This is a genomic window from Rhodococcus sp. OS5, from assembly GCF_056837585.1.
In genome coordinates this window covers 4,621,525-4,647,714 of sequence record NZ_CM166368.1, presented here as the reverse complement: position 1 = coordinate 4,647,714, position 26,190 = coordinate 4,621,525, and the positions used below count along the sequence as shown (strand labels likewise).

Below are 26,190 nucleotides of genomic sequence, written 5' to 3'. Positions count from 1 at the left end.
GCGATTAGAGTCGGCTCATGGTTGATGCAGATTTTTCGCTGCCTGACGTACGGACGTGGATTCGCGGTATCCCCGCGCTGACCGGAACTCCGCCGCCCGCGCCCGAGTGTTTTCCGGAAAAGCCGGGGGAGTTGTTCCTCGACTGGCTCCGTGCGGCCGTGGCCTTCGGCGTCGTCGAGCCACACGTGTGTGCGCTCTCGACCGTGGACGGCGACGGTATGCCTGATTCTCGCTTCCTCATCCTCAAGGACGTGACCGAGGGAGGGTTCTGGTTCTCTGGTTCAGCTGCTTCGCCGAAAGGTGTTGAGTTGAAAGAAAATCCGCGAGCATCGCTCGCCTTCTACTGGCGCGAAACAGGCCAACAGGTCCGGATTCGCGGAACGGTTCGCGAGGGCGACGACGCACTTCGACGCCGAGACTTCGTCGAACGCTCCGTCACCGCGCGAGCGGTGGCGACGGCAAGTAAGCAGAGCGAGGTGCTCGAAGACTTAGGGGCGTACGACGCGTCGGTGGCCGCTGCGGAAGCAAGAATCAGCGACGACCCAGGGTTCGTGTCGAAGGACTGGCGTGCGTGGTGCCTCGAGCCGGAGTCTGTCGAGTTCTGGCAGGCAGACTCCGGGCGTCGACATCAGCGGTGGTTGTACCGGCGCGGCTCGGACCGAGCATGGACACGAGCAGTGCTATGGCCCTAAGGGGCAGCTGGGCCCAGATCAGCTCGCGCTGATCTCCGGCGATACGAGGTTGACGACGATCGACTGTCCGCCCAGCTTGGCGTGGATTTCGGGATGTTCGAACCCCGAGGACAACAGGTAGCTGCCGAGCATCGTGAGCAACTCGTCCAGATCCGTCGTGGGATCGGAGGAATGTGCGCTCGAGGGTGAGGCCTGATTTGCGATGAGTTCGGTGTGGGTGAGTCGACCGGCCACTCGAACGGCGGCTACGCCCATCGCGTCGCGACGTACGACGGTACGACTTCGAGTTTCGAGCGTCCTCGATGATTCGCGTGTTGAAGCTGGCACTGAAAGGTCCTCTCCGCTGCTGTGTGCGGTCGTGGTTCGGGCAGGAAGCGGAAACGTGAATGCATCGGATTGCTTGGGTGCGGTCGACAGAAAATCCGCTGTGGCGGTGGCACTGCTGGAACCGTTACCCGTGGAAAGGTTGCTCCCAGAACCATTGCTTGCAGAACCATTGCTTGCAGAACCATTACTTGCGGAACTATTGGCTCTCGATCCGTTGCCGGAACCGTTGGGGCCCGCTATTCCGTGAGAATTCTTGTCTTCCATTGTTTCGCTCCTGATGCCCGTAAACAGACCGCCGGTTTGCTTAATCGACGCAAACATACCAGGAGTTGGTTTATGGTCACACCCCTTGTGGAGTTCGGCGTTGAATGCGCAGCCACATTGCGAAGCCCCACAGGACGAAGAATGCATAGACCAGATAGAGGATCGCCGAAGGGTAATAGCCGGCTCGGAAAAGAAGGGGAACACCAACGGCGTCGACGCCGATCCAGATGAGCCAGAATTCGGTCCAGCCGCGCGCCATGCCGTATGTCGCGAGGATGGAGCCGGTGAAGATCCAGGCCTCCGCCCACGCTCCGTACGAGCCGAGGAGGTCGAAGATCCAGGCGAAAGCGATTGTGCCGCTGGTCATGACGGCGATCATGGCGACGCGCTCGCGAGTTGTCGCCCAATGGGGCAGGACTGCGCGACCGGAGTCGCGTGCCCCGCGTCGCCACTGAGTCCACCCGTAGACGCTGACGGTGATGAACAACAACTGACGGCCGGCCTGGCCGTAGAGATTGAGCTCTTGCGGCGTGTGGAAAAGTGCGCCCATGAACACCGTGAACAACAAGGCATTTCCGGCTATACCGACGGGCCACGCCCATACCGAGCGTCGCGCGCCCGCGATCGCGGAGCCGATTCCGAACGCGTTTCCGATGATCTCTCGCCAGAGAATCGTGGCGCTGCCGATGTGCAGTTCGGCGTCGAACAGCGCCTCGATCAGGCTCATCAGTCCGCAGCAGCGACGAGGGGTTCGAGCGTCAGATCCGGGAGTTCCTTCTGGATGTACTGCAGGCGCCACTTGTCACTGACCAGGGCGAGCAGAACACCGTCGGAACGGGTGAAGACCTCCACACCTCGTTGACGGTTCAGTTCGACCTCGGACGCGGCGTCGGTACGGCGAGCCAATGCGTAGCCGAGCGGTTCCATCTTGGCCTCGACGTTGAACTCGGCCTTCATGCGTGCTGCGACGACCTCGAACTGCATCGGGCCGACGGCCGCCATGACGGGGGAGGCGTCGCCGCGGATGTCGTTGCGGAGAATCTGGACGACGCCCTCGGAATCGAGTTGGTCGACAGCACGGCGGAACTGCTTGTACTTGCCGGCGCTTTCGGCGCGCAGGATCGAGAAGTGTTCCGGCGCGAACGACGGGATCGGCGGGAACTCCACCTTCTTCTCGGTGTACAGCGTGTGGCCGGGTGCGAGTGCGGTGGCGTTGACGAGGCCGACGACGTCGCCGGGGAACGCGGATTCGACGGTGGAACGTTCACGTCCGAACACCGTCTGGGCGTACTTGGTCGTGAAGGGCTTGCCGGTTTGGGCGTGTGTGACAACCATGCCGCGCTCGAACACGCCGGAGACGATGCGCATGAACGCCAGACGGTCGCGGTGCGCGGTGTCCATACCGGCCTGGACCTTGAAGACGACCGCACTGAACGGATCGGTGACCTCGCGCGGCTTGCCGCTGAGGTCTTCGCGCCCACGCGGCGGCGGCGCCAATTCGACGAGGGTGTCGAGGATCTGGCGGACGCCGAAGTTGAGCATCGCGGACGCGAAGATCACCGGGGAAGTCTGACCGGCGAGGAACATCTCCTGATCGTGGTCCTGGCCGGTAGCGGAGAGCAGTTCACTCTCCTCGGCCGCGGTCTCCCACTCGGAGCCTTCCTTGGCGAGCGCCGCGTCGGCGTCCATGACCTCTTCGGGGGCGATCTTCGCGCCGCCTGCGGTGCGGGTGAAGCGGACGTACTCGCGAGCCTCACCGTCTTCACCGCGCCGCAGCAGTCCGCGGAAGTCGCCGGCGATGCCGACCGGCCAGTACAGGGGGGTGGGCGTGAGGCCGATCCGTTCGCTGATCTCGTCGAGCAGTTCGAGAGGAGTCTGACCGGGACGGTCCCACTTGTTGATGACGGTGATGACCGGAATGCCGCGGTGACGACACACCTGAAACAGCTTGAGCGTCTGCGGTTCGAGGCCCTTGGCAGCGTCGATGAGCATGACCGCCGCGTCGACGGCGGTCAGGACGCGGTACGTGTCCTCGGAGAAGTCGGAGTGACCGGGGGTGTCGACGAGGTTGATGACGTTGATCTGCTCGTCCGGGGTCTCGGACGAGTGGTAGTTGAACTGCAGTGCGGTGGAACTGACGGAAATGCCGCGGGCCTTCTCCATCTCCATCCAGTCCGAGACCGTCGACTTGCGGCCTGCCTTGCCGTGGACGGCTCCTGCCTCCGAGATCTTCTTCGCGTGCAGTGCAAGCGCTTCGGTCAGCGTCGACTTTCCGGCGTCGGGATGCGAGATGACGGCGAAGGTGCGGCGACGCTCTGCCTCGGCGGACAGGCCCTTGGTCGTCGTCGTGACCGCGACCGACCCGCTCTCGGTTGAATCGGGGCCTTCGGTGTCGGACTGGACAGTCGAGTCGGAAGGGACGGTCGAGTCGGACGGGGTAGTCAACGAAGAACCTCTCGAAGTGGGCGTCGGTGCCGGCGACGTGCCGGTGCGCGGACAGGTGGAGAGTGCGGCAGCACAACAGAGAAAGGATACTCGCAGACCACGATGCAATAGCCACTGCGGCGTAACACTCGGCGAACGATCGCTGATTATCCATGTATGTGTGTGTTCGAACACACAGCCATTTGTGTCCTGCGAAGAGTTGCACTGATCGAAGAGTGACACTGACCGAGGAGTTGCGTTGAGCAAGTTCACCGAAGAGATGTATGCGACCGCCGCAGTCACCGACCGCGGCCTGGTGACGGGAGAGCCGGACAACGCTTTCCGTCAGACCTGGGGCGACATCCACCAGGAGGCTCGGCGCATGGCCGGCGGCCTGGCCGAGGTCGGTATCGATCGCGGCGTCGCGATCGGCATTCTCGCCGGACAGCCCGTCGACATCGCACCTGCCTGCCAGGCGACGTGGATGCGCGGTGCGTCGGTGACGATGCTGCATCAGCCGACCCCCCGAACGGATCTGGGCGTCTGGGCTCAGGACACCGAGACTGTGATCGACATGATCTCCGCGAAAGCCGTCATTCTGGGTGCGCCCTTCGACGCGGCCAAGCCGCTCCTCGAAGAGCGTGGCATCACCGTCGTGACGGTGGACGAGCTTCGCAGCGGAACGTCGATCGATCCCGTGGAGACGGCCGAATCGGATATCGCACTCCAGCAGTTGACGTCCGGTTCCACCGGTTCGCCCAAGGCCGTGCAGATCACGCACGAGAACTTCTACATAAATGCCTACGCCATGATCAACCGCATCAAGTTCTCCATCGAAGACGACGTGATGGTGAGCTGGCTTCCGCTCTTCCACGACATGGGCATGGTCGGTTTTCTCACGGTTCCGATGCAGGTGGGCGCAGAGGTCATCAGCATCACGCCGATGGATTTCCTGCGCACCCCGGTGCTGTGGGCCGAACTGATGGGCAAGTACGGCGGAACCGTCACCGCCGCACCGAACTTCGCGTACTCGCTCTTGGCTCGTCGACTCGCACAGGCGGAAGACGGGGCAGTCGACCTGTCCAGCGTCCGATACATGTGGAACGGCGCCGAGCCGGTGGATCCCGACACGATGGATGCACTCGCCGAGGCAGGTGCGCGTTTCGGTTTGAACCCGACTGCGCTGGCGCCCGTGTACGGAATGGCGGAAACCACGCTCGCCGTGTCGATTCCGGATCCCGATCAAGGTCAGGTCCTCGACTACGTCGATCCAGACTTTCTCGAATCGATGTCTCGAGCGGTGCCGTCCAATCGCCCCAACGCTCGTGCCCTCGCCACACTCGGCAAGATGGTGCCTGACCTCGAGGGACGCATCGTCGACCGTGACGGTCAGGTGCTTCCGGCCCGCGGTGTCGGAATCATCGAGGTTCGCGGCAAGGCAGTCACTCCCGGGTACGTCACGGTCGACGGACACAAGCCGGCCCAGGACGCCGACGGTTGGCTCGACACCGGTGACGTCGGGTACTTCACCGAGGAAGGACTGGTCGTGGTGTGCGGGCGTGTCAAGGACGTCATCATCATGGGCGGCCGGAACGTGTACCCCACAGACATCGAACGGGCGGCCGGAACCGTTGCCGGTGTGCGTCCCGGAAACGCCGTCGCGATTCGTCTCGACGCCGGCCAGAAGCGTGAGAGCTTTGCAGTCGCCGTCGAGACCAACGCTTTCGAAGATCCGGAAGAGGTCAAGCGTATCGAACGCGAAGTGGTCCACGCCGTGGTTGCCGACGTCGGTGTCCGACCTCGTGCCGTTGCGGTCCTGGGTCCCGGCAGTATCCCGAAGACGTCGTCGGGGAAGCTCCGCCGCGCGAATTCGGCTGCACTGCTGGGTAACTGACCGTCAGTGCAGGCGGTTCTGTGCGGCTTCCAACCCGAGTTCGAGCAGTAGCTCCACTGCATCCGCAGCCTCTTCGCATACGAGATCGAGTTCTTTTCGCTCCGTGGACGAGAACGGCTTGAGAACGTAGTCCGCCGGGTCCATGCGGCCCGGCGGACGACCGATCCCGACGCGCGTGCGCAGGTAGTCCTTGGTGGTCAACGAACTCGAAATGGACCGCAGGCCGTTGTGGCCGCCTTCGCCGCCGCCGAGTTTGAGTCTGATCGTCCCGAAATCGAGATCCAGTTCGTCGTGGACGACGATGATGTTCGCGGCGTCGACCGAGAAGAACCGCGCGAGACCGGCGACAGCGCCACCCGAGAGATTCATGTACGAGCGTGGTTTTCCGAGAATCACGCGCCGGCCGGCGAGGCGACCTTCGACGATTTCGGCACCACTCTTCTTGTGTACGTTGAACTTTCCGCCCATGCGCCCGGCAAGGGTGCCGGCGACCATGAAGCCGACGTTGTGCCGGGTCTTCTCGTACTGGGGGCCGGGATTACCCAGGCCGATGACGAGGGCGGTATCTGTGCTCAACGGACGCTACTTTCTGGCTTGATTTTTCCTGCTACGCACGAACGGCGCGTCACTCCGAATCGGAATGACGCGCCGCGCGCAGTGAGTTCTGTTGGAACCGAGAGGATCAGGCCTCTTCTGCAGCCTCGTCGGCGGCGGGAGCTTCTGCGCCCTCTTCGAGGTCTGCCTCGGTGGGTGCAGCAACGACGTTGACGATCAGGGTGTCGGCGTCAGCCTGCAGGGTCGAGCCCTTGGGCAGTTCGAGCTGGCTGGCCAGGATCTGGGTGCCGATCTCGAGACCCTCGACCGAAACCTCGATCTGCTCGGGGATGTGAAGCGCGTCGGCCTCGATGGAGATCGTGGATGCGTCCTGCGCGACCATCGTGCCTGCAGCAGCATCGCCGACGACGATGACGTTCACGTCGATCGTGACCTTCTCGCCCTTCTTGATGACGAGGAGGTCGGCGTGCTCGATGTAGTTGCGGATGGGGTGCACGACGACCGACTTGGTCAGTGCAACCTGCTCCGTGCCCTCGATGTCGAGGGTGAGGATGGCGTTGGTGCCGTGTGCACGGAGGATGGCGGCGAAGTCGCGAGCCGGCACATTGAGGTGGCGGGGATCTTCACCGTGGCCGTACAGAACCGTGGGGACCTGGCCGTCACGACGTGCGCGGCGAGCTGCGCCCTTGCCGAATTCGGTGCGGACGACGGCGACGAGGTTGTTTTCTTCAGACATGATGAAACGGCTCCTACAACTCACGGGGTTCGTGCTCGGTTTACTGACGTGTGGTTTTGCCTGCGGCAAGGCGGACAGGCGCGCACACGGCCAGGAGCGAAACGCTCGAGCTGAGCCGTAGCCGCGTCGATCACGGTAAACCTGCAACGTGTGGAACTGCTGCGATTCACCCTCGCCGAGACAACTTTGGATACGTTACCGGAGTTTGCTCCCGGCCGCTAATCGCAGGTGGTGGGGACCTGGCCGTGTGGACGTGGTTCGCGTCACATCGAAAGCGGTAGCCTGACGGAGTGACCATCGTGGGGAACGCTCCCGAAGGCAGTCGGCTCGGTGCCGTCGTGCCGGGTACCGACCTGTCGCAGCATGCTCGCCTACTCAGTCGGGTGCACGACGCAGTTCTCTCCGGCCAGGAACCACCGGCGCAGCCGCGGACCGTCGTGGCGCGGTCGTGGTCGAGGGTGGCCGCCGGCGGGCTCACGCCGGATCACTGCGGTGCGTCTACTGTCGCCGATTTCTCCGAGTTGGAGGCGAGGCGTTCGCGTACCGCGCTGCGAAGCGTTCTGCCCGAACTGCGAACCACGCTCACCGAGGTCGCCGAGGACGCGGGCTTCATCGTGGTCGTTGCCGACGCCGACGGTGTCCTGCTCTGGCGCGAAGGGGCGAAGACCGTCAAACGTGCGGCGGACGCTCTCGGGTTCGCGGAAGGCGCACGCTGGTCGGAGCAGTCGGTGGGGACCAACGCGATAGGTACCGCGCTGATCGAAGACTCTGCGGTGCAACTCTTCTCGGCCGAGCACTATGCGCCCACGCATCACAATTGGTCGTGTACCGGCTCGCCCGTGCACGACCCACGGACGGGCGAGATCCTGGGCGTGGTGGACATCAGTGGATCCGCAGCTTCGGTTCATCCCACCACCGTCGCGCTGGTGCGCACCGCGGTTCGCCTCGCGGAGGCGACGCTGTGGCGCGAGCACGCAGCTTCGCTCGAGCGCCTGCGCTCGCGGGCGGCACCGCTGTTCGCGGCAGGAACAGGTCCGGCATTGGTGGTCGACGAGTACGGCTGGGTGGCCGGCGCCAGCGGGATTGCCGCGCCTGACCGCGTGGCAGCACCCAGTGCGGGAAAGCCCGTCATCGTGCCAGGTCTGGGGATGTGTCTGCCTGAGCCGCTCGGAGACGGCTGGCTGTTGCGCACCGGCGTCGGCGGGCCGTTGATCGAGCTGGAGCTGGCCCTCGGCGCATCGCCGCAGGTGACGGTGCGTGGTGACGCCAACTGGACGCGCGCGCTTTCGCCGCGTCACGCTCAGATCTTGCGGGCACTGGCAGCCGTCGGTTCGGCAGGTGTGGATGCCGCAGGCCTGAGCGAAGTGCTCTTCGGTGATCGCGAGCATGTCGTGGCAGTGCGCGCCGAGGTGTCCAGACTGAGGAAACACCTCGGCGCGGTCCTGCAGACTCAGCCGTACCGCTTTGCCGACGGTGTGCGAGTTGTGGTGATCTAGCGCGCCGCGCTGATTCCGGCACGACGTCCGAAGAAGCTGCCGTCGCCGAGACTTGTCCCGCTGGCGTAACCGCCCGCACAGACACCGGACGTGCAGCGACCCGCTGCGAAAAGTCCGGGGATCGGCGCACCCGAGACGTGCAGAACCTCGGAATCGACGGTGGTCTTCAATCCTCCCAGCGTGAATCCGCCTGTGCGGCCACGGAGATCGATTGCCGCGAACGGGCCGACGATCGGCTTCACCCACTCGGACTTCTTGCCGAGCACCGGATCCGAACCTTCAGCCGCGTGCCGGTTGTAGAGGTCGACGGTGGATTGCAGCGATCCGGAGGGCAATCCCATCTCGCCTTCGAGTTCCTCGACGGTCTCCGCCACCCAGCTCGGCTGCGCCCGCAACTGTGCACTGGACGATTCGGCATTCATGCCTTCCTCGTACGCAGCTTCGTCGATCACGAGGAATGCCTGGTTATCCTGCTGGAACAGCGTTGCCTGGCCGATGCGGCCGGGGTAGGTGTCCTCGGGGATGTATCGCTGACCGCGGCCGTTGACAAGAATGCCGCGCACCATCAACTGTGGGTCGCAGAAGAACGCGACCTCGGTGGCGTCCATGTGTGCGGTGTCGGCGCCGAGTGCCTGACCGATCTGGATTGCGCGGCCGTCGTGCGCCTCGATGGAGGCCGCCGGGTGGCCGAAGATACGCGGTGCGTTCGAGCGCACCATCTCGTTGTTGTACGCGAAGCTGCCCATCGCCAGCACGACGCCCTTGCGTGCGCGAATCGCGACGTCCTTGCCGTAACGCTTGGCGACGACGCCGACAACCCGATCGCCGTCTACCACCAGAGTTTGGACGCGCAGATCGTATTCTGCTCGGACACCGAGCTTCTCGGCCGTCTCGACGAGTGGCTTCATCAGCATGTAGCCGCCGCCCTTCTCGCCGGTGTTCTTCTCGGACATCTGCGGAACGTGTCCGCGGGGCGCGGGATCGACGAGGGTGTTGAACGGCGCGGCGTTCTCGCCTCCCGAGTACATGAGGCCGTCGTCGTACGGCGGTTCCCAGCCGGGCTGACCCCAGAACGATTCCTTGAACGGGACCCCGGCGTCGACGAGCCAGTTGTAGTGATCGACGCTGCCCTCGCAGTACGCGTCGATCTTCGTATCGTCGGTTCCGGGGCCAAGCGCTGCCTTCATGAACGTCTTCATGTTCTCGACCGAGTCCTCGAACCCGCACGCCTTCTGCAACGGCGTTCCACCGCCCAGGTAGATGAATCCACCAGCCAGTGACGCGGCTCCGCCCCAACCGCCCGTCCGCTCCAGGACGAGCACCTCGGCGCCGGCACGAGCTGCTTCGATCGCAGCGGTGACGCCGGCGATGCCGTATCCCGCGACGACGACGTCGGCCTCGTAGTCCCAGGTGGTGATGTCGGCAGCGGAGATCGGTCTGACGGTGGGGTCGGCCATGCGAATAGTCCTCTCGGAAGGCGAAACTGCTGATCACCCCACAGTTGCAGTTTCGACTTCCGCAGATCAGGCATGGTCCCGGTCAACGGGAGGTTTGCAAACTCCTCACCGCGCCCAGAAATGTGTCCAGGTCGGCTTCGTCGACGAAGTAGTGCGGCGATGCGCGAACCACGGCGTCGAGTCCGCGGGCATCCATGTCGAGGAGCGTGGACCCGCGACCGCTGACGGTGACGGTGATGTTCTGTGCTGCAAGCTGATCCCGAACCAGGTGCTCGGAAATACCGTCGACGGTGAAGGAAACGATGCCGCTCAGATGGGTTCCTCGATCGCGGACTTCGACTCCGGAAATCGCTGCCAGACCTTCCCTCAGCGTGACTGCTCGGGATTCGATCTGCTCCCACGCCGTGTCGGTGCCGATCGAGAGCAGATAGTCGGCGGCGACGCCGAGACCCAGGCGCGCCGCGACACTCGTTTCCCAGAGCTCGAATCGTGTTGCATCCGGCGCAGGGACGAAGCTGTTCTCGCTGGTCCATTCCGCTCCGTGCAGGTCCATCGCAGCGGGTTCGAGTGCGTCGACGAGTCCGGGGCGGACGTACAGGAATCCGGTTCCGCGTGGCCCGCGGAGCCACTTGCGGCCGGTTGCGCTGAGGGCGTCGACGCCGAGTTCGGTGACGTCGATGGGCAATTGGCCGACGGACTGGCATGCGTCGAGCAGAACGAGCGAGCCGTGGGCCCTCGCGAGTTCGACGACCTCGCGGACGGGGTTGATCAGGCCGCCGTTGGTGGGGATGTGGACGACGGAGACGACGCGAACACGATCGTCGAGCATGTTCTCGAGTGCGTCGAGGTCGATGCGTCCGTACTGATCGCTCGGGATGATCTCGACGTGGGCACCGGTCGAACGCGCCCGCCCCAGTGCAGCGATGGCGTTGCTCGCGTATTCGACTCCGCTGATGAGGATTCGATCACCGGGTCCGAGCGGAACGGCAGCGAGGAAGTCGTTCCACGCACGGGTCGCGCTGTCCGTCAAAGCGATATCGGTTGCCTGAGCACCGATGACCCGGGCCAGCGAATGGGGAACAGCAGCGAGGGCGCCGCTCTGACGAGCAGCTGCGACGTATCCGCCGACGTCGGCTTCACGTCTCAGGTGCTCGATCATCGTGGTCAGCACCGGCTCGGGCGGGAGCGAGGATCCCGCGCTGTCGAGGAACACCTTGTCGAGGCATCCGGGAGTGTCGCGGCGGATCGTGTCGAGATCGAACATGGCACCTTCCGTTCATGTCGGTGTGGTTCAAACTACCTGTGAACGAAGCTGTCCCGATGGAGCGAAGACTGGGCACGTCCGATGCCGTGGTGATCGGCCTCGGCGCGATGATCGGCGCCGGAGTCTTCGTGGTGTTCGCGCCCGCTGCCGCAGTAGCCGGTACCGGGTTGCTTGTGGGCCTGGTGATTGCAGCGTTCATCGCCTACTGCAACGCGACGTCGTCGGCGCAGCTTGCGGCCAGATACCCCACTTCAGGTGGGACCTACGTCTACGGACGTGAGCAGCTCGGACCCTGGTGGGGGTTTGCCGCCGGCTGGTCGTTCGTGATCGGGAAGACCGCGAGCTGCGCGGCAATGGCTCTGACTTTCGCGACGTATGTTGCGCCTACGGCCTGGCGTGTCCCCGTCGCGGTATTGGTGGTGGCAGCGCTGGTTGCAGTCAACTACCGCGGAGTCACGCGGACGGCGCACATGGCCAGGGTGATCGTCGCCGTGTCGACGACGGCGCTGTGTGTAGCGCTGGTGGTTGCCGTCGTCGGTCCTGGTGCGGTGCGCGAGTTCCCGGATCTCGCATTCGGGTCGTGGTACGGCATTCTGCAATCGGCGGGACTGCTGTTCTTTGCCTTCGCCGGGTACGCCAGGATCGCGACGCTGGGGGAGGAAGTGCGTGATCCGCGTCGAACGATTCCGCGGGCGATCCTGATCGCACTCACCGTCGCCGTCATCCTCTATGCGCTGGTAGCGGTGGTGCTGTTGGTGACGCTGGGACCTGATCGGCTGGCGAATTCGGCGCGACCACTGGCAGATGCGGTGGGCGCAGTCGGGTGGAGTTGGGCCGTTCCCGTAGTGGTGATCGGTGCCGCGGCGGCGTCGGCGGGGGCGCTGCTGGCTCTGATCGCCGGCGTGAGTCGTACGGCGATGGCGATGGCCCGCGAGCGCGATCTGCCAGTGGCCCTCGCTGCAGTCCATCCACGGTTCGGGGTCCCTCACCATGCGGAACTTGTGGTCGGTGCCGTTGTGATCGCCTTGGTCTCGACAACCGATCTTCGTGGGGTGATCGGCTTTTCGTCGTTCGGAGTGCTGCTCTACTACTTCGTCGCGAACGTGAGTGCGTACAGCCAACGCGGTGTGGACCGGATGTATCCGAAGTGGCTGCAAGCGGTCGGCGCGGCTGGTTGTGTCGTTCTGGTGGTCACACTTCCGTGGATCGCGGTTGTTTCCGGCGCAGGTGTGGTTCTGTCCGGTTGTGGGTACCGGTGGATACGACTGAAGAAATTCAACGACACGTAACACCACAAAGGGTGCATCTCGGACGTTGGCGTTCTATCGTCGGTAGCGACCGCGAAGACCGCCCGAAGGGGAAGTCGAATGGTGACAGCAGCGTTGACAGCAGCACAGACCACGCAGGTGGATTCACGTCCTGCGGCCGAGGCCTACGTCGGTGGTGTGTGCTTCAAACAGGGGCCACCCCGTTTGGTCGGAGCTGAGCTCGAGTGGCTGACCAGCCAGGTTCCCGGTGGGGAGCGGCCGTCAGCAGCGACTCTGGCAAAGGCACTCGGGCGACACGCACCCACCAGTATCGACCCGGATTCACCAGCGGTTCCGCTTCCTCGTGGCAGCCTCGTCACCGTAGAACCTGGCGGACAGATCGAACTCTCGTCAGCGCCGCGGACGTCCGCCCGAGAACTGTGTGACTGTCTCGACGAAGACCGTCGTACTCTCGAAACACTCCTCGCGTCGTACTCCATCGAAATCAGTTCTGCCGCGGCCGACGTCGCCCGCCCACCTTCCCGGATTCTCCGGTTGCCACGTTATTGCGCAATGGAATCCCGCTTCGCCGGGATAGGACCGTACGGCACCTTGATGATGTGCAATACAGCAGCAGTGCAGGTCAGTGTCGATGCCGGCGGCAGCCCGGAGTCCATTGCCCAGCGTTGGCGGCTCCTCGGGGACATGGGGCCGGCGCTCATCGCTGCGTTTGCATGTTCTCCACGCTTGCAAGGGGTTCCGAGAGGGGATTGGGCGTCCCAACGCATGCGGACGTGGCTCGAACTCGATTCCTGGCGAACGGTCGCAGTCCCGGAAGTGCAGGACTACGCCGGCTGGGCGCTCGATGTTCCGCTGATGTGTGTGCGAAACGAGGGCGACGATTGGACGGCTCCGCGGGGTGCCACTTTCGGGGACTGGATAGACGGCGCTGTGGATGCCGAGATCGGACGCCGACCCGTCTGGGCGGACTTGGACTATCACCTGTCCACGCTGTTCCCGCCGGTTCGCGCTGTCGGCCATCTGGAGGTTCGCTACATCGATGCGCAGCCGGGAGATCTGTGGCGAGTACCGGTAGCAGCGATCGACGCGTTGCTGTCCGGGCCTGCCGTGATGCGTGAGGCGAGTGATGCCGCAGCGTCGACGGCCGGGAGATGGCGGGATGCGGCAGAGTACGGTCTGGACGACGTCGAACTGCGTTCGGCGGCAACCTCTCTGATGTCGCTTGCCGCGTCGTACGCGCCGGAGCCGCAGTTTGTCCGTCTTCTCGATGCCGCAGCCGAACGGTGTTGTCGCGCAATTGTGCCCGGTGAGAGCGACACATGACGGGGGAGATCACCAAGGAAGCGGTCGAGGCCGTACTTCTGCGAGCGCGTGAGCGGTCGACGCTGCTCACCGACTGCGTCGACGATACCGAATTGGTCGCTCAGCATTCCCCGTTGATGAGTCCACTCGTGTGGGACCTGGCGCATATCGGCAATCAAGAGGAACTCTGGCTGGTGCGAGATGTCGGTGGCCGCGATCCGGTGCGTAGCGACATAGACGAGCTGTACGACGCGTTCAAGCATTCGAGATCGTCGAGACCCACACTTCCCCTGCTCAACCCGGCCGAGGCGCGCGAATACGTACGTACGGTTCGCGGGAAGGTCTGGGATGTGCTCGAAGCCAGCACCTTCGGACGCACAGAACTCGACATGGACGGTTTTGCCTTCGGGATGATCGCGCAGCACGAGCAGCAACACGCCGAAACCATGCTCGCAACACACCAATTGCGTTCGGGACCCACGGCACTCGTTGCCACACCCGCTCCGCAAGCGGCCCGCATGCCGGAACTCGACGAGGTCACGATCCCCGCCGGCCCCTTCGTCATGGGGACCGACGACGAACCGTGGGCACTCGACAACGAGCGCACTGCGCATCAGGTCTATCTCACCGACTTCGCGATCGACAGATTCCCGGTCACCAATGGGCAGTTCGTCGAATTCATCGAGGACGGCGGCTATTCCCGACCGGAACTGTGGTCTCGAGACGGTTGGCGGCATCGCGTCGACGCGAAACTCCGTGCACCACTGTTCTGGGAACGCGACAGTTCGGGTTGGTGGCACGAGACTTTCGGCGTCGAGGCTCCGGTCCCACCGGACAAGCCCGTCGTGCATGTGAGCTTCTACGAAGCCGAGGCCTACGCGAGTTGGGCAGGCAAACGGCTTCCCACCGAGGCGGAATGGGAAAAGGCCGCGCGGTGGGATCCGGAATCCGGAAGATCGCGACGATTCCCGTGGGGGGACGTGTCCGCAGACGAGAATCAAGCCAATCTCGGTCAGCGCCATCTCGGTCCCGCCGGCGTCGGCTCGTACCCGGCGGGTGCGTCGGCAGCGGGTGTCGAGCAGTTGATCGGTGACGTGTGGGAGTGGACGTCTTCGGGTTTCCATCCGTATCCGGGTTTCCGGGCCTTCCCGTATCGGGAGTATTCGGAGGTGTTCTTCGGCGGCGACTACAAAGTGTTGCGAGGGGGATCGTTCGGGACCGACAGCGTTGCCTGCCGGGGGACGTTCCGCAACTGGGACCACCCGATCAGGCGCCAGATCTTCTCGGGTTTTCGCTGCGCCAGAACGATTTCGGGTAGATCCTGACATGTGTCGGCACCTCGGGTATCTCGGGCCGCCGCGTTCGGTTCGTGAACTCCTCCACGACGGCGAGAACTCACTGATGCGACAGTCGTGGGCACCTCGCGAGATGCGTGGCGGCGGGACCGTCAATGCCGACGGATTCGGCGCGGTGTGGTGGAACGGTGGAAGGCAGGGACGGTACCGCAGTATCTCGCCGATCTGGTCGGACCCGACAGTCGACGAGACGTTGTCCCACATCATTTCCGGATCCGTTGTCGCCGCCGTACGTTCCGCGACGGAGGGGATGGCCGTCGAGATCGGTGCCTGCGCACCGTTCGTCGACGGAACCTACGCTTTCAGCCACAACGGAGCGGTGTCCGGTTGGCCTGGCTCACTCGCCGACTTGGCAGCAGAAGTTCCGGCCGTCGAACTGCTGAAGATGCCCGCCCCGACGGATGCTGCCTTGTTGTGGACAGTGCTTCGGCATCGGTTGAAGTCGAAGCCCGCGGAGGCCGCCGTGACGAGCCTCGTTCACGATGTGGCTGCGGCGGCACCGGATTCACGATTGAACCTCCTGTTCGGCGACGGGCAGGAACTGTGGGCCACGGCGTGGGGCCACACGTTGTACACGCGGGTCGACGAGTCGCGGGCACTGATCGTTTCCGAACCGTCCGATCGTTCGCCGAACTGGGAGCAGGTGCCGGACCGGCACATCGTCTGCGCGCGTCCCGGCCATTTGATCATCACCCCGATACCGATGGGAGAACAATGAAAACCCCTACGCTCGAGGTTTATCTGACACCGGCCGAATCGGTCGACGCATTGCGAGCCGAGGCCAGGGAGGGCTTGACCGCTACGCCGAAGTGGCTCTCGCCCAAATGGTTCTACGACGCGCGTGGAAGTGAACTCTTCGAGGAGATCACGGCCTTACCCGAGTATTACCCCACCCGTACCGAACGCGGCCTGCTCGCTCGGTACGCCGACGAGATCGCGGCGTTGACCGAACCCGAGATCCTGATCGAACTGGGTTCAGGTTCCTCTGAGAAGACGCGGTTACTCCTCGACGCGATGACGGCTCGCGGAACTCTGCGAACGTATGTACCGCAGGATGTTTCGGTGACGGCCCTCGAAGGTGCGGCGCAGCAAGTCGGTGCCGAGTTTCCCGGAATCGACGTGGTCGGGGTGGTCAGTGACTTCACCGGTTCGCTGCATCATCTACCCGGGGGCGGACGGCGCGCAGTCGCTTTTCTCGGTGGAACTCTCGGCAATCTCGTTCCGGCAGAACGCGCCGAGTTCCTCTCGGGCATTGCAGCGGTGCTCGATCCCGGTGAGAACCTGATCCTGGGCGTGGGATTGGTGATCGATCCCGCAGTCCTCGTGCCCGCCTACGACGACGCTGCCGGTGTGACTGCTCAGTTCAATCTCAATGTTCTCTCGGTCCTGAACAAGCAACTGGGAGCGAACTTTCCCTTGGAGGACTTCCGTCACGTCGCGCTCTGGGATGCCGAGAACGAGTGGATCGAGATGCGCCTGGAAGCACTTCGTGAAGTCTCGGTGCATATCGACGACCTGGATCTGGAGATCACCTTCGCAGCGGGCGAGCAGCTGCGCACCGAGATCTCGGCGAAGTTCACCGAGGAGGGGATTGCCGCGGAACTCGCGTCCGCGGGCTTCGGGGTACGGAAGGTGTGGACAGATCAGGATCAGCGCTTCGCGCTGTTGTGCGCGCAGCGGGCGTGAAGTGGGCGCTTGTCAGAGGATGCTGTCTCCTCCTAGAAGTGTCTCAAAAGTTCTGTAGGCGGCAATATTTGAGAAGTGTCGAGAGTAGAGATCTGCGGTGCCGGTATGGACAGCGTCCGACACCGGCGCAAGATCCACGAGATGCGCGAGTTTTACATAGGACTGGTCATCGCTCGCGCCGAGCGGATACTCCCGCTCGCCGGCCTTGCGCTCGAATTTTGACTGCGCCTCAGCGGGGTCGCCAGCCCAGATGAGATAACAGTCCTCTCGGTGGAAGCACCCGACCCCGTCATTCTTCCCCAACTCGAATATCGCTATGCCGAAGTACGGTTGATCTCGTGTCGGATGCTGAGTCATGCGATTGAACGTAGTGACATCGGAGCGCAAAAGGTATCGGTGAATACCCCGGGATTTCGCAAAAACTTGTCGGTGGGCGCCCGTAGAATCGCTCATATGTTCGAATCGAAGACTTCCGCGGACGCGCTGTTTCGGCAGCATGCGGAAATCGCGCGCGCCCACTTCCTCGAGATCGACGCGGTCACTGCGCTGTACTTGGACCGTTGTGAGGAGGATGCCGCGGTTGGAGTCAATGAGGCTTTTCGGGGTCAATTCGCGCACGTGGAGATCGCGTCGATACTGAGCATTACGGAGTACGCCGCGCAGAAAATGATTGCACTGGGATGTGACCTGCGCTGGCGACTTCCGCGGGTGGCGGCCGCTTTTGCTTGCGGTGACATCGATCTGGCCAAAGCGATGGCACTGTCCGAAGCTCTCGCCAACGTCTCCGAGCACGCGCTCGATGACATCGAGCGACTCCTCGTGGACGGTGCCTGCCGTGTAACCGGTAACAAGTTGAAGGCGCGCGCACGAGGTCTCATTGCTCGGCACGACCCTGATGGGGTGCGTGCCAGGCGAGTTCGTGCGGAGGCGGATCGGGACGTTCGGACGTGCGCGTCGCACGACGGTATGTCGACTCTGGACGGAATGCTTCCAGCGGTCGGCGCTCAGACTTTGGCCACCAGGCTCCGTGCGATGTCGATGCAGGTCTGTGGTTCCGATCCGAGAACTTTCGGGCAACGGCGTGCCGATGCACTGATCGCATTGGCGGAAGGAAAGACGTCGTTGGATTGTCAGTGCGACGGCGATTGCACCCGTAGGGATGATACGAAGACCTCCGCGCTCCCGATTGCGACAATTCTTGTGGGTGTCAACGCTTCCACCCTGCTCGGATTCGACGACCTGCCAGGCTATTTGCAGGGGTACGGCCACATCGATGCCGACCTTGCGCGCGCGATCGCCGCGGACGCCACGTGGCAGAGAGTCCTCACCCTTGCACCGCCCGAGGTGCAACATTGTTCGACTGCGGGGGCAGTCGGACCGGTGCTCGGCGTGGGTCGGTCGATGCGCTCACCGGAGATATTGCCCGCTGCGGCAAGGGATAATCGCTCGAGAAGGAACAGTGGTTCGCGGCGCGGTGAATCCACGTACCAGCCGTCCGCGGCGTTGGCGACGATTGTTAGGACGCGAGACGGTACGTGCCGCTTTCCGAATTGTGTTGTGCGTTCTGATAGTTGCGATATCGATCACACGGTGCCGTTCGATCACGGCAACCCCGCTCAGGGAGGGCCCACTGCAGAACGGAACTTGGCCTGTCTGTGTCGAAAACATCACCGACTGAAGACGTTTGGCAGGTGGACAGTGAAGCAAATCGGAGGTGGTCTTCTGGAGTGGAAAGATCCGTCAGGACGACGAACGGTTACCGCGCCCGTAGGCCCATTCTGTGACCCCGAACTGAGGTTGCCCGACGCGGCGAGACTGCATTTGACGGACGACGATGCGCTGGAACGACGTTTCGGACTTCGGGACAGGGGAGTGGAAGCGGATCTCGAATACCTCCTGGACTGGAGTGTGCCCGGCTGGCGGAAGGCACGATCTGCATCAAGACGTAACGCATCCCCACTGGCGAACGCTTTGCCGGAGTTTGCCGACTTCTGAAGGGGTTTCGTTTCTCCTGTGGCCTGCGGGTATAGCGAGAGGGCCCGAAAAATGGTGTTTGTCTGTTTATAGTGAGGCGCAGAACGGTTTCCGACCCGAGGAGAACGCGTGCGTCATCCGAAGCTCGCCGCATTGACCGTGGCCCTGACTGCAGTACTGGTGATGCCGGTAACGCAGAGCGTGGCTCAACCATTCCCCTTCGACCCCGGCAGTTTCGGCAACGGAAGCACCGGATCGTTGGGGAGCGACGACCCGGACATACCCATCGAGGACACCCTCCCGCAGTTGTCGGTCACCACACTGGTCGACGGACTCGACCACCCCTGGGACGTGGTGGCGGCCCCGGACGGTGCAATCCTGACCGGACAACGATCCGGCGGATTCTTCGTTCGCCGAGGCGACAACACGACAGGTCCAGTCGCTGCTGACCTTTCGGATCTCTACGCGCAGTCCGAAACCGGGCTCATGGGCATCGCGCTTGCTCGCGACTTCGCTCAGTCGCGCACCCTGTACACCTGCCAAGGATTCAGTGCTGGGGGAGTCACGGACGTTCGAGTGATCGCGTGGACCGTCGACGCCGGATGGACCGCACTCACGCGAACCGGAACTGTATTGCCAGGAATCCCGGTCTCGTCCGGGCGTCACGGGGGTTGCCGAATTCTTGCGGCGCAGGACGGAACGCTGTTCGTCGGGACGGGTGACACCGCGACGCCGAGCGTCCCGCAGGATCCGAATTCGCTGGGCGGCAAGGTCTTGCACATCAACGCCGACGGAACTCCGGCGGCGGGGAATCCGAATGCTTCCAGCCCGGTCTACACGCTCGGGCACCGCAACGTCCAAGGCTTGGCCGTGCAACCCGGAACCGGCCGGGTGTACTCGGTTGAACAGGGCACAAGCGTCGACGACGAAGTCAACCTGCTTACCCCCGGCGGAAATTACGGCTACCGCCCGGATCGGCTTCCCGGAACGTACGACGAATCCGTGCCGATGACCGATCCCGTGCGAGTGCCGGGAGCAATTGCGGCGGTGTGGCGTTCGGGTAGCTCGACGTTGGCTACCGCCAGCGCTGCCTTCACCGGTGGAGCTGCATGGGGTGCCTGGGACGGTGCGCTCGTAATGGGTGGCCTCAAGAGCAAGGAACTGATCTTCCTCCGCCTGAGTGCCGATGGACGCTCGGTCGACGCGCAGACCTTCGGGTTGGAGAACCAGTTCGGTCGCTTGCGGTCGGTGACCCCGACGCCCGACGGCTCGCTCCTGGTGACCACCGACAACGGCGCCGGCGACAAGGTGCTGCGGGTGACGCCCACGCCCTGATCTTCAGTACCAGGCGATGACCCGGCACGGACCACCGGAACCACCCGCATGCGTCGGCGCTCCCACCATCACCGTGGCGCCGACGGCCGGAAGTGCGGACAGATTTGCGAGGGCTTCGACTGCGTACTTTCCTGAGCCCAAAGCGCTTCGGTGAGCCCCGTGGGTGGTGCTTCGGCCCGCGTCGATGCTGAGGGTGTCCGAGCCCACGGCGACGATGTTGCGCTCGCGGACGAGAAAGTCGATCGCCTCGGGGTTGAATCCCGGTGTGTGTTGCACGCCGAGTGGATCTCGATTCGTGAAGGCGCCACCGGCACCGGCCCGGTTATCCCAACCCGAGTTCATCGCGACCAGGCTGCGGGGAGCGATCGTCCCATGGACGGCTTCCCAATCGAGGATGTCCTGGTGGGTGAGCAATGTGTCAGGGTCGGCGGCGGCGCGGGCGCTGATGTCGACGACCGCAATCGGTACGACGAGGTCGGCAACCGGAATCTTCTCGACGGTGATCCCGTCCGCACTGGCGTGTGCGGGCGCGTCGATGTGAGTACCCGTGTGTTCCTCGAGGCGGAGTTCGTTGAGGTAGAACTTTCCACCTGACCCGGCGGAGCCGAGCGAGCCCAGAGACCCGCCGGCGTCGGCGATCTTCGCCAGGTTCCTCATCTCGAACGAGCGCGCGCCCGGCCACACCGGGAACTCCGGCGTCAGTACGTGTGTCAGATCGACAATGGTCCGACCCGATGGCGTTGCCGACGCAGCGGGCTGTACAGCGCCGGCCATGACGGTCGCGCCGAGGGCACCGGTGCCCAGCGCCGCGAACATCGATCGACGGCTGATCTTCCTGCCCTCGCGTCCGATCGATTCGTAGACCTCCGACAAGACCTTCGGTGAGCACATCAGAAACTCCAGATCACTGGGATCAACACCGTTGCAACTATCAGGAACCACAACAACATCGGGAGTCCGAGCTTCCAGTAGTCGCCGAACTTGTAACCACCAGGGCCCATCACCATCATGTTCGCGGGAGTGGCTACAGGCGTCAGGAAGGAGGCCGCGGCAGCGACGGTGACCGTCATCAGAAGGGGCAGCACCGAGATGTCGAGTTCGATGGCGACCGAGATCGCGATCGGCGTGATGATCAACGCGGTTGCAGTGTTGCTGATCAGCTGGCCCAGAGTCGCCGTCACGACGAAGAGTCCAGCGACGACGACATACGGGCTTGCCCCACCGACGACGTCGACAAACGCATGCGCGAGCTTTTCGGCCGCGCCGGTCTGCTGGATTGCGGTCGACAGCGGGATCATTCCGCCGACGAGAATCAACGTGGTCCACGAGATGGACCGATGCGCCTGCTCGACGCTGATGACTCGTAGCAGCACCATCGCACATGCCGCGAGGAGTCCGGCTATCGCGGACGGCACCAATCCGAACGTCAGCATCACTACCATCGCCGCGACGACGACGAGAGCGATGACCGCGCGGGTTCCCAACGGGGCTGCCTGCTTACGGATCTGGGCAGGTGCGTCGACCACGAGGACGTTCGGATCGACGGAGGTGTGGGTGTCGAGATCGTCCCAGCTTCCTTGCAGGAGAAGCGTGTCACCGGCCGCCAACTTGACGCCCTTGGGGCCGCAGTCCTCACCGGCGCGCTGGACTGCGAGTATCACCAGATCTCCACTGTCGGTCACCATGCCCGGAAAAGCCCTGTCGCCGATCATTTCCGAGCGCGGCGGGATGATCACTTCGACCACGCCGTCGTGCTTGGTGATCAAGGGCTCTGCGGACGGCGCATCCTTTCCCATGAGCTGATACTGCTTCGCGAGGGTCTTGGCATGCCGGCTCAGGTCAGGCGACATCGACGTCCCCGCACGATGGGGGAGGACGTGAGGACCGAGAAGTACGGCGATCGCAATCGTTCCCAATACGAGCGGCGCACCGACCAAGGTGAAACTGAAGAACCCGAAAGCACCGGCCCCGGATTCCTCGGCGGCTTCGGAAACGATGATGTTGACCGGTGTTCCGGTCAAGGTGAGCATCGATCCGGCATGGGCGGCAAATGCCAACGGCAGAAGCAGTTGTGACGTCGATTTACCGAGACGTACCGCCAAGACGACCACCATCGGTACCAACGCGGCTACGGCCCCGTTGACGCTGATCAATGCGGTCAACGCGGCAACCAGCAACATGATCGCACTCACGAGACGGACTCGGGATTCGCCGACTTTCGCCAGCAGTTTCTCGCCCGCCCACGTGGTGACACCGGTGGCGTCGAGGGCTTCGCTGACGACAAAAAGCGCGGCGATGAACACCACCGTGGGATCGCCGAATCCGGCGAGCGCCTGCTCCATCGTGATCACACCGGTGGCGTACAGCGCCAGGGCAGTGCCGATCGCGATGATGCCGACCGGGATTCGCCCGATCACGAACAGCGCCACGACCAGTGCAAGCACGACGAAAGTGATGGTGATGTCATTCACGATTCGTAAAGGTACCTGCTCATACAGAACGGCCCCGTCTCGCAAGTGAGACGGGGCCGTGGGACGGACGCGAGGAGAATTAGTTGGAGGCGGCGATGCGGGCCTTCTCGAGAGCGGCCAGCGTGCGAAGAACCGTGGCCTTCTGCTTGTTCAGATCGCTCAGTCGTGCGCGAGCCGGCAACCCTTGTGCGAGTTCGGCGACCTTGATCTGCTCGTCGATCGAACCGAGCTGATCGAGAAGCCCTAGGACGCGCGTCTGGAGCGTGTCGATGTCCACGGTGTCGGTCTTGACCGGAGCGGCAACACGCGTCGCTGTGCCCGTGCTGGCGGGGCGGGAAGCGCGTGCGTGTGACGTGTCGGCGACAACCGTTGCGGCGCGGGGCCGAATTGCCTTGCGAACAGCGGCCGCATCAGGAAGGACGTCCATACGGATCTCGTTCAGGACTCGGCGTGCCTCGCGTGCGTTGACGCGGTACTCGCGCTCTTCGTCGTCGTCGGACTGCAGCGTGCCGCCGAGCGGGCGCAGACCGTACATGCCGAGGAAGCGCTTGGCGTCGTCGATGATGCCTTCGTTTTCACGGCATTTTCCGCAGCGGGGTTCGTTGCGGAACATGTCCACGGAGTTGTCGTCTCCGCACCAGACACAAGATCCTGGGCGCCACCGCCGGATCGTCGGAACTGATGAATTCAGGGAATGAGATTCGGGCCGGGATTCCAGGGTTTGCGCGTCGATCACGACGAGCCACACTAGGCGAAGATTGCGGCGCGGTGAACACCGCCCCAACATCGACCTGGGTTTCTCGACGGGAGCGTGATCAAGATCATGCCAATCGTCGCATTCGGCGGTATTCGTGTGTCCCACAGGTGGTTTCATGATGACCGGGTGGTCTGTTTCTGAGAGGTTCACGAAGACGACGACGGGCGCGTACCGGTGACCGTGAAGTCACAGGTACGCGCCCGTAGTGCGGCGCGAGACTAGGCGCTGCCGTTGAACAGCGAAGTCACAGAACCGTTCTCGAAAACTTCCTTGATGGTGCGAGCGAGCAGCGGTGCGATGGACAGCACCGTCAGCGTCGGGAACTTCTTCGACTCGTCGATCGGAAGTGTGTTGGTGACAACAACTTCCTTCGCGCCACACGTCGACAGACGCTCGGCCGCAGGGTCGGAGAGGACGCCGTGGGTTGCAGCGATGACGACGTCACCTGCGCCGGCTTCCTTGAGCACCTTGACCGCGCCGGCGATGGTTCCGCCGGTGTCGATCATGTCGTCGATCAGGATGCAGGTGCGACCTTCGACCTCACCGACGACGCGGTTGGACTTGACCTGGTTGGGTACCAACGGGTCGCGCGTCTTGTGAATGAATGCCAGCGGTGCTCCGCCGAGCGAGTCGGCCCACTTCTCGGCGACACGAACGCGGCCCGAGTCGGGGGACACCACCGTGATGTTCTCGAGGTTGTAGCCCGCGCGAATGTGGTTGGCCAACTGGCTGTGTGCGTGCATGTGATCGACGGGGCCGTCGAAAAAGCCCTGGATCTGATCGGTATGCAGGTCGACCGTGATGATGCGATCGGCGCCGGCGGTCTTGAGCAGGTCGGCAATCAGGCGAGCGGAGATCGGCTCGCGTCCGCGATGCTTCTTGTCCTGGCGGGCGTACGGGTAGAACGGAAGAACGGCGGTGATGCGCTTTGCCGATCCACGCTTGAGAGCGTCGATCATGATGAGCTGCTCCATCACCCACGTGTTCAGCGGTGCCGGATGACTCTGCAGGACGAACGCATCGGAGCCGCGAACCGACTCTTCGAATCGAACGAAGATCTCACCGTTCGCGAAGTCGCGCGCGGTCTGCGGGGTGACGCGGATGTCGAGTTCCTTCGCCACCTGCTCCGCCAACTCGGGATGTGCGCGACCCGAGAACAACATCAGGTTCTTCTGGTTGTCGATCCAATTCGCAGTCACTGGTTCATGCCGTCCTTTTGTACTTGCCGGTCGATCTGGTGGTGATCTGTGCTGTCTGTTGTGCAGGGCTGTCAGGTTGTTGCAGGGCCGTCAGGTTGTGCAGCTGCTGCAGCGGCATCGGCCGCGGGTGTGCCGGGACGATTCTTCTGGACCCAGCCCTCGATGTTGCGCTGCACCCCACCCGAGACGGCGAGCGCCCCAGGCGGTACGTCGTTCTTCAAGACCGTGCCCGCACCCGTGTATGCGCCGTCTCCCACGACGAGAGGGGCGACGAACATGGTGTCGGAGCCTGTTCGGACATGCGACCCCACCACAGTACGGCTCTTGTTCACCCCGTCGTAATTGACGAAGACGCTCGAAGCTCCGATATTGCTGTGATGGCCGATGGTGGCGTCGCCGACGTAGGTAAGATGCGGAATCTTCGAATGCTCGCCGATATCCGCGTTCTTGGTTTCCACGTAGGCGCCGATCTTGCCGTGTGCCCCGAGGCGGGTACCAGGCCGGAGATAGGCGAAGGGGCCCACAGTCGCATCCGCGCCGACAACGGAGTCGGTCCCGTGCGAGCGGACGACTACTGCGCGCTCACCGACTCTCACGTTGTCCAAGGTGGTATCCGGGCCGATCACGGCGTCTTCGCCCACCGAGGTCGTGCCGGTCAACTGAACTCCGGGCAGGAGCGTCACGTCCTGTGCGACGTGCACGCCGCAATCTATCCATGTGCTCGCAGGATCGACGACGGTGACGCCGGCACGCATCCACTTCTCGAGGATCCGACGGTTCATCTCGCGGGCGAGCGTCGAGAGCTGCACGCGATCGTTGGCCCCCGCGACGAGAACCGAATCCGCGATGTGCTGAGCACGAACACGCTTGCCCGCGCGACGGGCGATCATGATCACATCGGTGAGATAGAACTCGTGTTGTGCGTTGTTGGAGTCGAGGGACGCCAGCGCGTCGCGCAGAGTTTCGAAGTCGAAGGCGTAGACCCCTGAATTGACTTCGGTGATCGAGCGCTGCGAATCGGTGGCTTCCTTCTCCTCGACTATGGCGTTCACCTCGCCGTCCGTCGTACGAAGGATTCGCCCGTAGCCGGTGGGGTCGACGGCCGTCGACGTCAACACCGTCACCGCGGCCGCGGGAGCAGCCGTGTGCTGGGCGAGGAGGTCTGCGATGGTCTTGCCGTCGAGCAGAGGCACGTCGGCGGCTGTGACGAGTACGGTCCCGGAGAAGTCGGCCGGCAACCCCTCGAGCCCACAACTGACAGCGTGCCCGGTGCCCTTCTGCTCGTCCTGAACGGCGACGGTGACGGAACGGTCCAGTTCCCCGGCGACTGCGTTCACGGCTTCGGTGACACGCTCACGATCGTGACCGACGACGGTCACCAGGTGCGTGGGATTCAGTGAGGTTGCCGCGTGAAGCGAATGTGCCAGCATGCTGCGTCCGGCGAGAGTGTGGAGGACCTTGGGAGTCTTCGACTTCATTCGTGTACCGGCACCCGCTGCGAGAACGATCACGGCGGTCTGCACTGGTTTGAGCTCCCTCTGTCGATCAAACTGTCGATCAAGACATACATTTCCGCTCGGGAAAGCATGTTGTTCACCAGCTCCGCCGCCAGGACTCGAACCTGAACTATCTGAACCAAAATCAGAGGTGCTGCCATTACACCACGGCGGATTGCCACGCATTGCCGAGCCTTGCGGCCGAACGCGCGAAAGAATAATCGCATGCCGACCCGCC

23 protein-coding genes and 1 tRNA gene are annotated in these 26,190 nt (G+C 63.5%); 10 read left to right on the top strand and 14 right to left on the bottom strand.

Annotated elements, in window-relative coordinates:
• Positions 1–17 precede the first annotated feature (17 nt).
• A complete protein-coding gene (locus tag ACVZUB_RS21485; RefSeq protein ID WP_064687522.1) occupies positions 18–692 on the top strand; it encodes a pyridoxine/pyridoxamine 5'-phosphate oxidase in 675 nt (224 codons plus the stop codon).
• A gap of 18 nt (positions 693–710) precedes the next feature.
• On the opposite strand, the gene ACVZUB_RS21480 is transcribed toward ACVZUB_RS21485, so the two are convergent.
• From ACVZUB_RS21480 to ACVZUB_RS21470, 3 genes are all read right to left on the bottom strand, one after another.
• Positions 711–1,019, bottom strand: a complete 309-nt coding sequence (locus tag ACVZUB_RS21480; protein ID WP_306669658.1) for a hypothetical protein — start codon at positions 1,017–1,019, stop codon at positions 711–713.
• A gap of 340 nt (positions 1,020–1,359) precedes the next feature.
• Positions 1,360–2,010 carry a nicotinamide riboside transporter PnuC gene (pnuC, locus tag ACVZUB_RS21475; protein WP_050654516.1) on the bottom strand — a complete coding sequence of 217 codons (651 nt, stop codon included), beginning with the start codon at positions 2,008–2,010 and terminating at the stop codon, positions 1,360–1,362.
• The gene (locus ACVZUB_RS21470; protein WP_135000451.1) at positions 2,010–3,614 is read right to left on the bottom strand and encodes a peptide chain release factor 3; all 1,605 of its coding nucleotides are present in this window, start codon (positions 3,612–3,614) and stop codon (positions 2,010–2,012) included. The genes pnuC and ACVZUB_RS21470 overlap by 1 nt, the downstream gene beginning before the upstream one ends.
• A 352-nt stretch (positions 3,615–3,966) precedes the next feature.
• On the opposite strand from ACVZUB_RS21470, the gene ACVZUB_RS21465 reads away from it, so the two are divergent.
• The gene (locus tag ACVZUB_RS21465; protein ID WP_058226046.1) at positions 3,967–5,601 is read left to right on the top strand and encodes a fatty acyl-AMP ligase; all 1,635 of its coding nucleotides are present in this window, start codon (positions 3,967–3,969) and stop codon (positions 5,599–5,601) included.
• A gap of 3 nt (positions 5,602–5,604) precedes the next feature.
• Here the strand turns inward: ACVZUB_RS21465 and pth are convergent, their stop codons facing one another.
• Complete coding sequence (gene pth / locus ACVZUB_RS21460; RefSeq protein ID WP_003946229.1) at positions 5,605–6,177, bottom strand: aminoacyl-tRNA hydrolase; 573 nt, start codon at positions 6,175–6,177, stop codon at positions 5,605–5,607.
• Positions 6,178–6,283: 106 nt separating this feature from the next.
• Positions 6,284–6,892 carry a 50S ribosomal protein L25/general stress protein Ctc gene (locus ACVZUB_RS21455; protein ID WP_003946242.1) on the bottom strand — a complete coding sequence of 203 codons (609 nt, stop codon included), beginning with the start codon at positions 6,890–6,892 and terminating at the stop codon, positions 6,284–6,286.
• Positions 6,893–7,182: 290 nt separating this feature from the next.
• Between ACVZUB_RS21455 and ACVZUB_RS21450 the strand changes: the two genes are divergently transcribed.
• Entirely contained in the window at positions 7,183–8,388 is a 1,206-nt protein-coding gene (locus tag ACVZUB_RS21450; RefSeq protein WP_232319110.1) for a GAF domain-containing protein, read from the top strand.
• Here ACVZUB_RS21450 and ACVZUB_RS21445 read toward each other — a convergent pair.
• Complete coding sequence (locus ACVZUB_RS21445; RefSeq protein ID WP_030536294.1) at positions 8,385–9,845, bottom strand: FAD-dependent oxidoreductase; 1,461 nt, start codon at positions 9,843–9,845, stop codon at positions 8,385–8,387. The genes ACVZUB_RS21450 and ACVZUB_RS21445 overlap by 4 nt on opposite strands.
• Positions 9,846–9,927: 82 nt before the next feature.
• Entirely contained in the window at positions 9,928–11,109 is a 1,182-nt protein-coding gene (locus tag ACVZUB_RS21440) for an aminotransferase class V-fold PLP-dependent enzyme (protein WP_482627747.1), read from the bottom strand.
• Between the two features lie 14 nt (positions 11,110–11,123).
• Here ACVZUB_RS21440 and ACVZUB_RS21435 point away from each other — a divergent pair, with 14 nt between their 5' ends.
• The 5 genes from ACVZUB_RS21435 (at position 11,124) to egtD (ending at position 16,720) form a co-directional block, all read left to right on the top strand.
• Positions 11,124–12,398 carry an APC family permease gene (locus ACVZUB_RS21435; RefSeq protein ID WP_482627746.1) on the top strand — a complete coding sequence of 425 codons (1,275 nt, stop codon included), beginning with the start codon at positions 11,124–11,126 and terminating at the stop codon, positions 12,396–12,398.
• Positions 12,399–12,476: 78 nt separating this feature from the next.
• Complete coding sequence (egtA, locus tag ACVZUB_RS21430; protein ID WP_054826087.1) at positions 12,477–13,700, top strand: ergothioneine biosynthesis glutamate--cysteine ligase EgtA; 1,224 nt, start codon at positions 12,477–12,479, stop codon at positions 13,698–13,700.
• On the top strand, positions 13,697–15,004 hold the full coding sequence (gene egtB, locus ACVZUB_RS21425; RefSeq protein WP_387388545.1) for an ergothioneine biosynthesis protein EgtB: 1,308 nt from the start codon (positions 13,697–13,699) through the stop codon (positions 15,002–15,004). Before egtA ends, egtB begins: the two co-directional genes overlap by 4 nt.
• Position 15,005: 1 nt before the next feature.
• Positions 15,006–15,752: an ergothioneine biosynthesis protein EgtC gene (gene egtC / locus ACVZUB_RS21420; protein WP_482627745.1), complete on the top strand. Its 747-nt coding sequence runs from the start codon at positions 15,006–15,008 to the stop codon at positions 15,750–15,752.
• The gene (egtD, locus tag ACVZUB_RS21415; RefSeq protein WP_030536289.1) at positions 15,749–16,720 is read left to right on the top strand and encodes an L-histidine N(alpha)-methyltransferase; all 972 of its coding nucleotides are present in this window, start codon (positions 15,749–15,751) and stop codon (positions 16,718–16,720) included. The genes egtC and egtD overlap by 4 nt, the downstream gene beginning before the upstream one ends.
• Positions 16,721–16,732: 12 nt before the next feature.
• Here egtD and ACVZUB_RS21410 read toward each other — a convergent pair whose 3' ends face one another.
• Positions 16,733–17,077: a DUF4288 domain-containing protein gene (locus tag ACVZUB_RS21410; RefSeq protein WP_482627744.1), complete on the bottom strand. Its 345-nt coding sequence runs from the start codon at positions 17,075–17,077 to the stop codon at positions 16,733–16,735.
• Between the two features lie 96 nt (positions 17,078–17,173).
• Here ACVZUB_RS21410 and ACVZUB_RS21405 point away from each other — a divergent pair, with 96 nt between their 5' ends.
• Together ACVZUB_RS21405 and ACVZUB_RS21400 are read left to right on the top strand one after the other, a co-directional pair.
• Complete coding sequence (locus tag ACVZUB_RS21405) at positions 17,174–18,715, top strand: HNH endonuclease signature motif containing protein (RefSeq protein WP_482627743.1); 1,542 nt, start codon at positions 17,174–17,176, stop codon at positions 18,713–18,715.
• A 108-nt stretch (positions 18,716–18,823) separates the two neighbouring features.
• Positions 18,824–20,029, top strand: coding sequence for a PQQ-dependent sugar dehydrogenase (locus ACVZUB_RS21400; RefSeq protein WP_047270295.1), 1,206 nt, complete (start codon positions 18,824–18,826; stop codon positions 20,027–20,029).
• 3 nt (positions 20,030–20,032) lie between these two features.
• Here the strand turns inward: ACVZUB_RS21400 and ACVZUB_RS21395 are convergent, their stop codons facing one another.
• The 6 genes from ACVZUB_RS21395 to ACVZUB_RS21370 form a co-directional block, all read right to left on the bottom strand.
• Positions 20,033–20,920, bottom strand: coding sequence for a cyclase family protein (locus ACVZUB_RS21395; protein WP_276117266.1), 888 nt, complete (start codon positions 20,918–20,920; stop codon positions 20,033–20,035).
• Positions 20,920–22,500, bottom strand: a complete 1,581-nt coding sequence (locus tag ACVZUB_RS21390; RefSeq protein ID WP_218694759.1) for an SLC13 family permease — start codon at positions 22,498–22,500, stop codon at positions 20,920–20,922. The genes ACVZUB_RS21395 and ACVZUB_RS21390 overlap by 1 nt, the downstream gene beginning before the upstream one ends.
• Before the next feature lie 79 nt (positions 22,501–22,579).
• Complete coding sequence (locus ACVZUB_RS21385) at positions 22,580–23,236, bottom strand: hypothetical protein (RefSeq protein WP_482627742.1); 657 nt, start codon at positions 23,234–23,236, stop codon at positions 22,580–22,582.
• A 239-nt stretch (positions 23,237–23,475) separates the two neighbouring features.
• A complete protein-coding gene (locus tag ACVZUB_RS21380) occupies positions 23,476–24,456 on the bottom strand; it encodes a ribose-phosphate diphosphokinase (protein WP_003946284.1) in 981 nt (326 codons plus the stop codon).
• A 71-nt stretch (positions 24,457–24,527) separates the two neighbouring features.
• Positions 24,528–25,979, bottom strand: a complete 1,452-nt coding sequence (gene glmU, locus ACVZUB_RS21375) for a bifunctional UDP-N-acetylglucosamine diphosphorylase/glucosamine-1-phosphate N-acetyltransferase GlmU (RefSeq protein WP_080726597.1) — start codon at positions 25,977–25,979, stop codon at positions 24,528–24,530.
• A 77-nt stretch (positions 25,980–26,056) separates the two neighbouring features.
• Positions 26,057–26,127 (bottom strand) — tRNA-Gln (locus ACVZUB_RS21370).
• Positions 26,128–26,190 lie beyond the last annotated feature (63 nt).